Consider the following 13,492-nt stretch of genomic DNA (forward strand, 5'->3'; position numbering starts at 1 on the left):
TAGCCATGTTTACCCTCGCTCGCATAGGGCTGCTAGCGCTTCCAGAAGAGCCGTTGCCCGATGCTCACGCGAAAAGTGCGTAGCAATACGTTCACGGGCACGATGTCGCCACTCAGGACCTAGCGAAAGCGCCTGCTGGATAGCCAAGGCAATGGCCTTAGGATCGGGCCTTTCCACCACGATACCGGCATCGCCGATGGCCTCCGGAATCCCGAAAACTGGACTACCTACAGGAATGCACCCGCAAAGCATCGCTTCGCAGAGTGCGTTAGGCAACCCTTCGGCTCGGGAAAGCTGCACGTACACGGAAGTTGCTGCATAAATAGCCGCGAGTGCCGCGCGAGGCACCGGCGGTTGCAGGACCACATTGGAGGGCGGTGCATACCGCCGCTGCACATAGGACCGTAACTCAGGCGCAACACCCACTACTTCAAACAGAACTTCTGGAAGCTGATGGGCTACCTGAAAGAGCAAATCAATGCCTTTGCAGTACACTACCCGCTCCGAGTCCACAAACGCGACGGTGCGCACCACCAACGGGCGTTGCTCGGGACCCATGGGCCAAGAGGTAGGGTCATAGCCTGTAGGTACTACGCGAAAAGGGGTGCGTAGCCCACTAACCCAGGCTCGAACGCCTTGGGCCAGGCCATCCGTCCAGGCCGTTGCCGGCATCTCCATCAAACGTGCCGAAACTGGCAGCAACAGCGAGGCTCGGCGATACACATAGCGCGCCAGGGCTGCACGCCAACGGCTGCAAAATACCCCTTCTTTTGGCGGCAGACATCGACAATCAAAACCACCCAAGATAGCAGCTACGGGCACCTGCCACCTTTGTGCCAAAGCAACCGGCAATACCATATGGTAGTCTACAAACCACCCCACCACCAGCTTGGCTTGTGCAAGCTCACGGTGCAACCATTGCCACTGTGCCTGAAGCAGCTGCAACATCCCCGAGACCGAACGTGCCCGGCGGGCATCAAAGTGAAATGGCCGCACCTCATAGTGTGCACTCAAAAGCGCTATGTCCTCCAGCACAAAAGGGCTTGGTTGCAAATACACGAATAGTAGGCGCGGCTTCATCGGGGCGTCTCTTGTAACAACCGGACAATATGGGTGCTAGCGGACTCGATGTCTAGGGAAACCGGATGACCTAAAGGACGTGCCCTAGCAGCTGCTGCAATGCGGTCGGGATCTGTACCGGCCAATTGATTCCACCCTCCTTCTAGCGTTTCCACCCATTCGGTCTCCTCTCGAAGCGTCACGCAGGGCACGCCTAGCCAGAAAGCCTCCTTCTGCACACCACCCGAGTCGGTCAGCACCGCCCGGGCATTTTGGATCAGCAAGAGCATCGCCAGATAGCCTACGGGCTCGTGTAGCTTGACGTTTGCGGGAATCTGGATGCTGCCGTCCAGTCGGGCCCGGGTGCGCGGGTGCAAGGGGAGCACCACCGGCCCATCTAACCTTCCTAATCCTTCAAAAATGCCCTTTAGACGGACGGGATTGTCTGTATTTTCGGCGCGGTGCACGGTGGCCAAGTAGTACGTACCAGACGCATAGGGAATCAGCTGCCCAAGGGACCATTTCCGCTGCGCTACGATTGCATAGGTGCGCACCGCTTCGAGCATGACGTCGCCCGTCAGATGCACGCCCTGCGTGATCCCTTCGCGACGAAGATTTTCGACAGCTGTCTGCGTTGGGGCAAACAAGAGCTGCGACAGATGATCGGTCACCACGCGGTTAATTTCTTCGGGCATATGCCGGTTAAACGAGCGCAGGCCTGCCTCAACATGAGCTAGCGGGAGCTTGAGCTTAGCAGCTACTAAAGCCCCCGCTAGTGTACTGTTGGTGTCGCCATAGACCAACACCCAATCGGGTGGGGGCTGCAGTTCCAACAAAGCCGCCTCCAGGCGGATCATCATCTGGCCCGTCTGCAGCGCGTGCGTACCTGACCCCACACCCAGATGCACGTGGGGTACCGGCAAATCCAGCTCTTCGAAAAAAATCCGGTCTAGTTGGATATCGTAATGCTGGCCAGTGTGCACGAGGATCTCTTCGATCCCAGCCTGGGCTAGTGCCTGGCTCACCACAGCTGCCTTAATAAACTGAGGCCTTGCCCCTACAATACTGCAGACGCGCATGGCATGCTACAGGTTACCTCATCAAGCAGCCGTGCCAATGCCCCAGCCAAGACGGGACGACTGTAGCGGCGGGCTAGCTCTGGTGGTGCACCGGCTAAAGGCTGCTTGGCTGCCCAAGCCTCATAGTGCTGTCGCAGGTACGCGCATAGGCCCGCAACATCTTCGTAGTCGAACATCTTACCGGCTTTGGTCTCTTCTAGCAGGGCTGCGGCATCTCCTTGCACAGGACCAATGCCAAGCACGGGACGCCCGGCTCCGATGTACTCGTAGAGTTTACTTGTGGTAATCCCCTCATTGCCGGCGACGCGATTTACGACCAGGAGCAGCAGGGCACTTTCGAGCAGCGACTTCAATGCCTGTCGATGGGACACAAAAGGCCACACCTCGACCCGATCCTCAAGGTGATGCCGAGCGATGGCCTGCTGCACGCTTTGGTCGATAGTACCGATGAGCCGAACCCGCAGTGCCGTAAGCTCTGGGAGTTGCCGGAGCGCCTGCCAAAGCGCTTCAGGATTGCGCGTGGGATTCATGCTACCCACGTACGTGATCCAAAATCGGCCGTCAGGCTGGGGCTGCAGATCGGCAAAATCGGCTGGATCATAGCCGTTAGGAATCAGCAAAGTCGACAACCCACGCCTTGCAAACATACGCTGCATTGCGGGGGTCACGACCGTCCGCGCCTCTGCCTTAGCCAGCACCGTTTGTTCGATGCGTGCATCTAGCCAACGTGCCAGCCGCGTCATCGGAAGCATGTCGTAATAGTCGATGCCTGTCCAGGGATCTCGGAGATCGGCGATCCAAGGCAGGCGGTAACGTCGCCGCAACCCATAGCCAATAAGATGCGCGGAATGGGGCGGTCCAGTTGTCACCACAGCCTCTACGGGATACTGCTCGAGCACCCGGACTGCAGCGCGCAGCGCAAAGGGAACCCAACCCACCCGCGCATCAGGCAAAAACAGGTTTGCTCGAATCCAACGCGCCAGACGCTCTTTCCAGCTGTGATGCGGACTGCCGGCAAAACCTACGCTGACGGTCTCCGCTTTCGAGCGTCCCATCATGCGCGCGTAGGCTGCATACGGATCCCAAGAACGCGTGCGCACAACCGGCACATTGGGAGGGATTTCTTCTACCAGTGCAGGATCCAAGGCCGGATAGGCGGCCGACTCAGGAGCTACCGTCAATACTACGGGTTGCCAACCTTGCTCTGGCAAATAGCGGGTGAACTTTAAAAACCGCTGTACGGCTGCTCCGCCAGCCGGCGGAAAGTAGTACGTCACCAGCAGTACGCACCGCATAGCCTGAACCCTACCGTCGCCGATGCCAAGCTAGCCCCAAAAGCAGCAATACGCCGCCATAAACGAGAACTGTCGTTATGGCCGCAATGCGCAGACCCCAGCGATGGCTCTGGGGTTCAAACTTCATCACTACGGTATGCTGTCCTGCAGGCACAGGCACCGCGCGCAAGAGGTAGTTGGCTTGTAAGATGGGTACAGGCTGCCCGTCTACGGTAGCCTGCCATCCAGCTGGATAGTAGAGCTCATCAACGACCAGCAGGCGGGGAGCATCGGTCTCCACCTGCCAAACGATCATTCGTGGCCCAAAGCGTTCAAGACGCACGCGTGCTGTGCTCGCCGAGTCGATAGGCGCCTCAGCCAAGCCAGGGTCCTCGCGTAACAACACGGTCTCTCGCAAATTGAGCGTTGGATCGAGCAGCCGCTGCCGATGGGCTTCAAGCTGGGGCACAACCTCATAACGGCCGACAAGAAAGGCTCGGGGCAGGGCATCAGGATTTTCCAGCACGCGCCACTGGTTGTCTTCATATACTACATGCATGCCGGGTAGTGCAGCACCAGCAGGCACCACTACATAGCGCGTGCTAAGCAAGTCGAGCGCGCGCTTGCGCGGCAGGCCAGTAGCTGGGTCTACAAAAATATGATCGATGTAGTCCTGAAACAGCCGAAGTTTGGCGCCGTGGTAGCCGCCAATGGACTCGTGGTAATACGAAGGGCGCGCATTGGTCATTGGGCTACCGCGCTCCAGAGACAACACGCGAAAGTGGCCAAGGCCGCCAGCTTTTTGCTGCTGCTCGAGCAAAAACCGATCAAACGAATACGCAGGGATCAAGTCGGTAATCTCTTGGGCTTCGACCATTGCTTCTGCGTTAAGGTGGCGGCGCCCTACGCCCCAGAGGTCGATGGTTACCAGCAAGGCCAGCCCGACCAGCAGTCCCCATCCGGGCAACCGCTGTCGATCATAGAGCCACAAAAATCCGCCAGCCAGCACCAGAAAAGCCAGCGTTCGCAGAGCATCCCGGCTAAAGAGCTCTGAGCGCTCGGCGCGCTGCTGCGCTACGTACTGCTGCACAGCTTGCAAAAGCCGTGGATCATCTGCAGGGATGTTGTTTGCTGCAGCCACCTGCTGAGCGATTTGGGCAGCTTCACCAGGCCGCTCAAACGCAAACAAACTGCCACGCGCCAGCCACAGCACCAGCACCAACGCTACCAACCCGAAGAGCAGCCGGTAAGCTGCCCGCAGCAGGTCTTGCCTTTCAGCAGCCGCTTCGACAAGCTTTGCCGCCCCCAATGCGGCCAGAAGGGCCAGCAACAGGGCCGCAGTGCTCAGCCACGTTTCGGGCACCCGAAAAGCATTGAACAAGGGAAAGTAGGCAAACATCAAGCGGTTGAGCAGCGGGAAATAGGATCCTAGCGAAAACAGGATCATGAGTAGGGCCCCAAGCCCGAGTACCCATACGGTCTGCTCACGCCGCTTCCAGAGTGCCAGCAGCGCCAGCCAAAGCACAATGCCCCCTACGTAGTGTGGGCCTTCGGTAAACGGCTTAGGTCCCCAATAGCTTGGGCTACCGCCGCCATACGCATCGGCAACAAGCAGCGTCACGAGCTCACCGGGCGCCTGGCTCCAGCCCATCGCATACTCCCAGTCGAGCCCTTCTCCCCCACCTGCAGCTTCATGACCGCCACGGATGGTGTGCTGCTTGTATTCGTAGATAGGCCAGTAAGGCTGGGCTACCATCAAAACCGCCAACGCGCTTCCTAGAGCCAGCCAGCCGGTAGCCTGAGCAAATGCCTTAAGCTGGCGGCTTCGCCACGCACCTGCACCCCTGGCAAGCCACCACAGTCCCAGCAAAAACGCCACGTAGTAGGTGATCTGCACGTGCCCAGCACGCAAGTTGGCCGCTAGCGCTATAGCAAACAAAAGCCCGGACAACAGCCGCGGCTGCTGCAGCACATACACAAAAGCCAGCACCAGCCAGGGTGCAAAAGCCAACGCGATAAACTTTGAATTGTGGCCTACTTTCAGAAGGATGGGGATATACGTGGTCAGGCCATAGGCAACCGCTGCCAATACGCCTGCCCAAGAATTGCGCGTGAGGTATACCAAAAGCACATAGGTGCCTGCCAGCAACGCAAAAAAGTGCGACGTAGGCCAAAGCCACGACCGCAGCCAGTTGAGCAGCGTGTCGACTTGCGGCACCAAGGCTGGATAAGAAATCATATAGCCCGGCATGCCCGCAAAGGCGTTCGTCGACCAAAGCGCCTCGTGCCCAGTCGAATCTCGGTAAGCAATCATCGACTGGGCCATAGCACGCCAGTTGACCGTGTCGCTGCCGATAAGCTGCTTTCCGCCAAAGTGAATGGGAGCAAAGAAAACTAGCGACAGCACAAGCAGCAAAAGCAAGCAAATTGCGTGCTGACGCGAGGCTGGCAACTGCCCCCAGCGGGTATGCCAAGCTGGTAGAGGTTGGAGGGGAGATTTTCGCACTTGGCGGGAGCGGGCAGGTGTAGCAGCCATCGGTAGCTTATTCAATTACTTTAGGCACCCGGAAGTAGTCGCTATCGGCACTAGGCGCATTGCGCAGGGCTTCTTCGTGCGAAATGCGCTGCTCGACCACATCTTCCCGAAGCACGTTGTACAGATCTAGCACGTGCGACATAGGCGGGACGTTGCGCGTATCTAGCTCATTCAGCTTAGCTACGTAATCCAGAATTTTGCTCATCTGCTCAGCGAGCAGCTGCTCTTCCGCTGGGGTAAACTCCAGGCGCGCCAAGCGCGCAATGTAGCGCACTTCGTCGATCGAAATGGCCATACCGATACAAAGGTTATTTTTGGATCGAGGTCAAGATAGCAAACGTAGGGCTTCTGCGCTACGTTGAGCAGCAGGAGCAAGTTTCCGAGCTTAATCCGCCAGCAGTGCTTGCATGCGGTCGTGCACTAGGGCCATCAAGTTGGGCAGATCGCGCCGTCGCAACCCTTGGCACGGGATAGGCCTGCCGATCACCATATGGATCGTGCCCGGACGTGCTACCTTCCGACGCTCGTCCAAGTAACGATAGCTGTCGCGAATCACCACGGGCACAATAGGCACACCGGCCTCAATAGCCAGCAGAAATGCCCCTTTCTTCAAGGCACGCAGTTCAGGTCGGTAGCCGCGCGTACCTTCGGGGAACATCAGTACGGAATGTCCTTGGCGGATGCGTGCACCGGCCAGTTGCAGACTTTCCAGCGAGCGGCGCGGATCGTTACGATCGATAAACAGCGAAGCCGAATGCCGCATCGCCCAGCCCAGCACGGGTACCCGTTCCAGCTCGGCCTTGGCTACAAAGCCAAACGGATAGGGCAAAGCATAGGCCAGCACCAGAATGTCCAAGGCGCACTGGTGATTGGCCACAAACAGATAGGGTTGGTTCAAAGAAAGCTGCGCCCGGTCCTCACACGCCACGCGCCAGCCGCATCCCTTGAGGATAAGACCTGCCCACCGGCGTGCCCATTTCTTAAAGTTGGCTGCTGTAGGTCGGAAGCGATGCGTGAGCACTTGCAGCGGCGCAATCAGCAGTGTGCTGAGCAGCCCCATAAGCACAAACCAGGCAAAATGTAGCCGCGTCGACCACGTAGCCGGCGGCGCATCTGCCAGTGGGGTTTGGACAGGCACAGGTGCCAAAATCGGGGTCAGTGGCGATTCCATAGATTCAAGGGGTTATGCGGCAGACGTTAACTCATGCTGCACTTGACGAAGAAGCGCTATAAGCTGGCTGGCATCACGAAAACCGCGCTTAGGTCGCGGCGTGCCCTGCACCTCCAAGCTCAGTGGACCTGCATAGCCCAAGCGATGCAATTGGCGTAGCTGCGCTAGCCAGCCAACGGCACCTTCGCCAAAGGGTGCGGGTTCCCACCCCGCTCGTTCGGGATTCCACCGCCAATCGGTGCAGCGAACCAGCGCTACGTAGGGGCCTAAGGCAGCCAATCCCACCTGTGGGTCTTCGCCGACTTGCAATGCTGCACCGGGATTCCAAGCTGCTTTCACCGAGGGATGGGCTACAGCTGCAAGTAACGCGGCAAGGGCTTCGCCGCGCGGGAAAGCCCCTTCTACTTCGTTAAGTACAGCCAGCGTAATGCCGTACCGCGCAGCTTTATCGCCCGCCCGCCGTAGCGCTTCGACAGCGGCTTCCTTAGCATCATTAGGCTCAGCGGCAAAAGCCGAAACCACCACGCGGGGACACTGGATCCGGCGACAGAAAGCCAGCACTTCGTCAAATGCAGCAATCTCGTTCAGCCAAGCGCGCCGGTCGTGCACCGACCCTTCAAACATGCCTGGCACAATGGCCACTACAGGCAGTTCATGCTCCGCCAAACGTCGACGCAGTTTCTCCTCGTTTACAAAAGGCACCCGATCCGAAGGACCTCCCACCGTACGCAATTCCACAGCCTCTAAGCCCCAAAGCAGGGTGAAATACAATGCCCGGTCCAGGTCGGTCGTCACCGTATCGGTCAGCAATGCTGTAGTCATGGTCTTTGCTTCAGCAAGGGTGAGGAATCGGGCACTACCGGTTGCCAAGCTGTTGGCGTTATCACCTCGGGCAGCAACAAACTCTGCGCAGCATGTACCAGTGCCTGGGCGCGCTTTACCGCTCCACCCAAGCGCTGCGAGGGCGCTGGTGGAGAAACGAGCGCCAAGCCTCCATAGATCCGTACATAAGTCTGTTGCCATGCCCTTGGAACCTGAAACCACACGTTTCGCTCTGCTTGAAGCGCATCGGGGAGCCTAACCGGCTGCAGCGTCAGTCCATAGCGCGCGGCTAAGTGCTGTAATGTGGGGATATCTTCTGGCCGCGGATCCAGGTAAAGCATTGTGCGCGTAGCACGCAGGTCCCACAACGGCCGCTCCAAATAAGCCTTTAGGCCCTGATGTCCTTGGCGCGCGCCAGACCATACGGCAAATAGCAAACTGCGTTGTGGAAGAGGCCAGTAGCTCGCAAGCGCACGGTAGAAACGGCTCAGCTCCAGCAATGCAGCTACACCTTCGCCCATGTGGCGGCCATCAACGACCAGCCGGCTGCCAGGCAAGCCGATGCCGTCCAGCTCGGCAGCAACAATCACCAGCTCGTGACGCAGCACGGGATCTTTCCCGGCAATAAAGCCCAGCACGTTCAGCGCCTCAACCGTTTCGCGCCTGCCTTGCACGTGCACATGCACCGGATGCCGCAGGGCCAACCGCTGCGGTTGTTCACCGGCCAGCGCAGCCTCCAGGCTATCGGCCTTCCAACCCAGCAAGCGTGCGGCTGCTACTGGCGTAAGCTGCACCACCAAAAGCCCCTGTAAGGGCCGCTCGGCCAGTGAAGGCTCAAGCAAGCCCACCCGAAACACAACCCGGTAGCCTTGCGCACGCCAACGCGCCAGTTGTGCGGGGGTACCTTGTGCAAAAGGAGCCATCAAGGCCTCGGCAACGGGGCAGGCTTTTGCACTTGGGCATAGCGTAAGTGTTGTAATGGTCACCCGCCCAGTATCACTTTGGCCATCCGGCCAGAATTCCAAGCCTAGAAAGAAAGTGGTCGTGTCTTCAGCTGCCCCCTGCTTGAGTATAGCTCCCAAAGGCAGGTAGACGTTGGCCGTATAACCCAGTTGATATTGGTTCCCTAAAGCTGGCCCAATACCCAACGATCGCAACCGGTCGGCCACGTATGCTGCCGCTCGTGCTAGCTCCAGCGATCCCGTTAGGCGCGGCAGCACTTCCGATGCATTCAGCACCTGGATATGCTCGGCAAGCAGTGCTGAATCGCCTGCTACTGCGCGCCATGCAGGCTCCGACACCGAAAGCGACCCCGCCGGCGTGCAGGCCGCAATCGCGAGCAGTCCCCCGAAAGCGCCCCAGAAACCGATAAGCCGAACTGTACGCATGGTGCAGATCCTTAGGGGATGTTGCGCAAAATAAAAAACCCGCAAGACCCGGGGGCCTTGCGGGTTTTTGAACCTATTTCGAATGCTTAACGTCGTGGTAGTGGAGTTTGGCGAGCCGTTTGCTCGCTAAAGCGTTCCAGTCGCTCGCGCAGCTGCTCACGGCTGCGTTCGAGGAGATCCTGTTCGAAGGGACGCCGTGCCCGCGCTTCCAGGGGGTCACGCACGTTCACCTGCAGCACAATCAAAAGCTCGGTCTGCGTGACGGTTCGCTGCGTACGACCAAAAATGTAACGCAGCCCAAAGAACCATCCGGGTAGATCTTTCAAAAATGGAATCCCTTTGCGGGATACGGATTCCCGCGTCGAATAAAGGCCGCCGATAATCGTTTGCTCACCGTCGAGGAGCAACACGCGCGTATCGGCGGTGTTGCGGTCGACAATAGGTCCAGCACCCGTTGGGGTAGCACTGGAATTTTCCACCATCACATCTAGGTGCACAAACTCCAAAAGCGGGGCCCCGGCCGTATCGGCCGTTGGGGCTACAATCAATGTGGGAGTAACGTCGATAATGATGCCGGTCGAGACAAACTGCGTGATTGTGTTGCCTGCAAAGTCGCGCGTTTGAATGGGCACGTCCGAGCCAATCTGGATACGCCCGCGCTCGCCACTTTGCACGGTTATTTGAGGGTTGGCAATGGTCTCGCCAATGCCTTCGGTTTCCAAAAAGCGCAAGAAGTTGGTTAAATCGCGGAAATTGATGCGATCGGGAGCCTCAATAAGGGGCTGGAGCGGGTCGAAGAGTTTCTCCGTCTTAAGGAAGAACTGCACGTTGCCTTGCGCAGTACTGCCCGTACCACTTCCGGTTCCGCCACTTCCAGTTCCGGTGCCGGTAGTTTGTCCAAAAAATTGATCCCAGTTAATCCCGATGTCGCGCGCCTTGCTCAGGTTGAGGTTAAACAGAATCGCGTTAATTTGGATCTCTCGCGTCTGGGGTGTAGCTGGCTGCACGACTGTAGAGGCTCTGCCTTCGGTAGGTTGCTGCTGCGTGCTCACCACAAGGTTAGGGCCTGGTGGTGCAGGCTCGACAATAAAGAATTTCTCTGTCTCGCGGTAGATCAAGCCTTTGGTCTGGAGCACCAGCTCGAAGGCATCAAAAAAGTGCATGCCCGAAATCGAGATGCCAATCGGATCACTCCGGTCTTGGGGATCTACGATCTGTTTTCCGGTCACGCGTTGAAATATAGGGTTGAGCAGCTCAAAGAATTGCTTGAGCGGCGTTGTCGGCAAAAATGACACCAGCTGGTCTGGCGGCACATAAGTGCGCATGACCCGCTGGGGAGGCTGAACCTGCGCCGATACTGGCCAGGCTACAAGGCTGCCGATCAGCAGCCATCCTACCAGTAGCGCCATCCAAGTAGCTATACGCACGCGCTCCATAGCTCTACAAGGTTTTACTCTTCATGGAAAGGCTTAAGCAACACCGGTCCTAAAGCCTGGCGATAACGCTCTCCTGTTTCCAGGTGCAACTCCACTTCATCCAGAATGCCGCCTCGGTTTAGACGTGCGACCACACGTCCTTCGATGGGATCGATGGCAGTGATCTGCCCTAAGTAGACGTTCTCGCCAACGCCCACACTGCGCAGCCCAGTTTCGTCTTGGAAAACAGCCCTCCCGCCAACAATCGAAACCAACCGCGCCTTTTCGATATCAATCAGGTTGTCCGAGTTAGGAGGCAGTTGTTCCAAAATACCGGGATAGAACGGGTTGACAGGGGGATTTCTCTCTGGAAAAACAGCGCGCGGCAACTGACGATACAGACTGTCGGCCATGTGCGCAACCTGTAAATCTGGCGGACCGCCATAGTAAGCCTCAAGCTGCATCGTGAAGGAGACCATCACCATCATCCGCTGGCGCCCGCTTTGCCGGTCGGCTTTGACCAGGTCGATATGGTCGAGCGAGAGCGTTTGGATCCGGTAAAGCTCAGGGGTATTTTCAATCTCCCAAACAAAGCGATACAGGTGGTGAAAGTAACCTCGGCCTTCGATGCTAAAGGTGTAATAGGTAACCTTGGGCTCTTGGGTCAAACCGACCAGACGGACGTTGAAGGTTTCAAAACCTTGACGGGTGAGTGCATTTAAACGGGCAACCACATCCGGAGTCTCTAGCTTGGCTGGAATGTAGCGATAGCGCGAACGCCAGCGGCTTTCAACCTCCCGGGCCCGTTGCTCGGTGGCCGCATACTCGGCCAAAAGCGAGCCAATTTCGCTTTCACGCATGTGGGCCAGTTTTTCCAGCCGCTCTACGTGCTCAATCTCGCGAGGCAGCTTGACAAAGGTTAGATAACTTCCTATACCGGCAATCAGGAGCCAAGCCACAACGAGCAAAAGGGCGTTGTTGTACTTTTTCCACATGATCTGTCACGGATTTGTCGTTGACTGGGCAGCTGCAGTAGCAACGCGCTCCCGCAAGTAGCGGGCTGGCTCAGGCAGTTCGTTAGGCAACGGAATTTCAATGACAAAAGCATACACAGGCCATTCCCGTATCTCAGCAAACGTCAGCTCTCGGATGGTGCCCTCCAGACGCTGGGCTAGTTCAACAACACGCTCGCGAGCTAAAGCGCTGCCTACCAGCTGAACACCTGTGGATTGGGGTTTCCAGCTATCGACCCAGATACCCCCTACGGCAGCCACTTCGCGCGAAAGCTGTGCCAGCGAGCGGCTCCAACGATCACTTCCCACCAGCAGCGAGTCGAGCACTTCCAGCGCTTGCAAAGCCTGCAGCGTGCGGGCATTGAGGCTGTCGATACGGCGCTCAAGCGCCTTGGCATCGGTCTCGGCAATTGCAGGCGGCAAGCGCCGCAGCACATCCTGACGGGCTTTTAGGGCTGCGTTTAGCTCTAGATAGCGCCAAACGAAAAACAACGTGGTTACAAACAGTAGTCCATAAAGGGCCCAGACGTGCCAGCCAAAAGGCAACGTCCAACGCCGTCGCAAGCTAGGTGGGAAAAGATTGACCGTTTCGAAAGTCTCCAGAAACGACCGGTCGGCCTGCAACCGCAGTGCCGCCAGTAAGGCAGCCAGGAATCCTGCACCATGCACCTCTGCCTCAACGGGCACATAGCGGCGCAGCGAAACAACGCGGGCTTTAGGGAAAAACACCTCAAAACCACGCTGCAAATCCGACTCGCTCTGTTCACTCAGCAAAAAAATGGCTTCAACTTCGCCAATGCCGTACTCGTCCTGCAGCAGCAAAACACGGCTGCAGATGGTTTCGGGGGTGTCGTGCACGCTCAGCGAACGCAGACTCTCCACATGGTGAAGCGTCTCATCCTGCAAAAATAGCATGAGCGTGTCTTCGTGCCCCACCCGCAGTACCAGCGAACGCTGGGGTCGTTCTGCAGCCGAGAAGCTTCTCAGTGCCCGACGAGCTAGCCCTAAGTAAAGCGACACCTCGGTCTCAAAAAGCCGCGTGCGCGGTAGCTTTCGGTTCGATTCGGCTTTAAGCGCCTTAAGCGTGGCCGTTATCGGTTCGGTAGGACGGGGTAAAACGGCTAAAAAACGATGCGTTTCGTTGTCCGAAGGCGTCAGCGCTAAAAAAGCAACCTGGTTGGGGTCAAAAACGAGATTTTGCTGCTCAAGCAGCTCCAACAAGGCTTTACGGTCGAGCTCTCCGGTGTCTTGATCTTTGAAGCGGGCACGCCGTGGGAGGCGTAGCTCGACGTAGGCCAACTCTGCAGAAGGCAAACAAAAGGCAACCTCTGGATCACCATAGCCTGCCTCGCGGCACTCGCTCAGCACGTCGCTGACTTCGGTTACAAACAGCGCAGCCGCGGGCGTCTGAGTACTTGCTCCGTCCCCACTGACATCGAATTCCGACTTCAGAAATAGGCTGGTTGTCTGCCCGCCACCAAATTGAATCGAAAAGTCGCTGGCCGACTCCTGGCCCTTGACTTCGGGCACCCCTTGCTGCACTGTAGCAAAACGGGCTATGCGTTGCCGGGTAAACTGACGCACAATGCGTACCCCTTCGCCCGTATGCTGCAACAAAACACCGTAGAGGGTGCGACCAGCTACGCTCAGGCCCAAAACGTATGGGGCTTTGGTGTGGATCGCCTTGGCAGACTTCATAGCGTTACAGAACTACCTTTTTTCGTATCATTCAGGA

At 57.7% G+C, this 13,492-nt stretch carries 11 protein-coding genes; all 11 read right to left on the bottom strand.

Going from position 1 to position 13,492, the window contains the following annotated elements:
* Nucleotides 1-9: 9 nt before the first annotated feature.
* Nucleotides 10-1,080, bottom strand: a complete 1,071-nt coding sequence (locus J8E65_RS10675) for a glycosyltransferase family 4 protein (protein WP_210375757.1) — start codon at nucleotides 1,078-1,080, stop codon at nucleotides 10-12.
* On the bottom strand, nucleotides 1,077-2,138 hold the full coding sequence (wecB, locus tag J8E65_RS10680) for a non-hydrolyzing UDP-N-acetylglucosamine 2-epimerase (RefSeq protein ID WP_210375758.1): 1,062 nt from the start codon (nucleotides 2,136-2,138) through the stop codon (nucleotides 1,077-1,079). The genes J8E65_RS10675 and wecB overlap by 4 nt, the downstream gene beginning before the upstream one ends.
* Nucleotides 2,117-3,433 carry a glycosyltransferase gene (locus J8E65_RS10685; protein WP_210375760.1) on the bottom strand — a complete coding sequence of 439 codons (1,317 nt, stop codon included), beginning with the start codon at nucleotides 3,431-3,433 and terminating at the stop codon, nucleotides 2,117-2,119. Before J8E65_RS10685 ends, wecB begins: the two co-directional genes overlap by 22 nt.
* A 10-nt stretch (nucleotides 3,434-3,443) precedes the next feature.
* Nucleotides 3,444-5,948, bottom strand: a complete 2,505-nt coding sequence (locus J8E65_RS10690; RefSeq protein ID WP_210375761.1) for a YfhO family protein — start codon at nucleotides 5,946-5,948, stop codon at nucleotides 3,444-3,446.
* 7 nt (nucleotides 5,949-5,955) lie between these two features.
* Entirely contained in the window at nucleotides 5,956-6,243 is a 288-nt protein-coding gene (gene gatC, locus J8E65_RS10695) for an Asp-tRNA(Asn)/Glu-tRNA(Gln) amidotransferase subunit GatC (protein WP_210375762.1), read from the bottom strand.
* 90 nt (nucleotides 6,244-6,333) lie between these two features.
* Nucleotides 6,334-7,119: a lysophospholipid acyltransferase family protein gene (locus tag J8E65_RS10700; RefSeq protein WP_210375763.1), complete on the bottom strand. Its 786-nt coding sequence runs from the start codon at nucleotides 7,117-7,119 to the stop codon at nucleotides 6,334-6,336.
* Between the two features lie 12 nt (nucleotides 7,120-7,131).
* On the bottom strand, nucleotides 7,132-7,941 hold the full coding sequence (locus tag J8E65_RS10705; RefSeq protein WP_210375765.1) for a sugar phosphate isomerase/epimerase family protein: 810 nt from the start codon (nucleotides 7,939-7,941) through the stop codon (nucleotides 7,132-7,134).
* A complete protein-coding gene (locus tag J8E65_RS10710) occupies nucleotides 7,938-9,329 on the bottom strand; it encodes a zinc-binding metallopeptidase family protein (protein WP_210375766.1) in 1,392 nt (463 codons plus the stop codon). Before J8E65_RS10710 ends, J8E65_RS10705 begins: the two co-directional genes overlap by 4 nt.
* 86 nt (nucleotides 9,330-9,415) lie before the next feature.
* On the bottom strand, nucleotides 9,416-10,765 hold the full coding sequence (locus J8E65_RS10715) for a type II secretion system protein GspD (RefSeq protein ID WP_210375768.1): 1,350 nt from the start codon (nucleotides 10,763-10,765) through the stop codon (nucleotides 9,416-9,418).
* A 14-nt stretch (nucleotides 10,766-10,779) separates the two neighbouring features.
* Entirely contained in the window at nucleotides 10,780-11,739 is a 960-nt protein-coding gene (locus tag J8E65_RS10720) for a hypothetical protein (protein WP_210375769.1), read from the bottom strand.
* Nucleotides 11,740-11,745: 6 nt separating this feature from the next.
* Nucleotides 11,746-13,455 carry a PilN domain-containing protein gene (locus J8E65_RS10725; protein WP_210375770.1) on the bottom strand — a complete coding sequence of 570 codons (1,710 nt, stop codon included), beginning with the start codon at nucleotides 13,453-13,455 and terminating at the stop codon, nucleotides 11,746-11,748.
* Between the last annotated feature and the right edge of the window lie 37 nt (nucleotides 13,456-13,492).

The sequence above is a fragment of the Rhodothermus bifroesti genome (genome assembly GCF_017908595.1).
Lineage (GTDB): Bacteria > Bacteroidota > Rhodothermia > Rhodothermales > Rhodothermaceae > Rhodothermus > Rhodothermus bifroesti.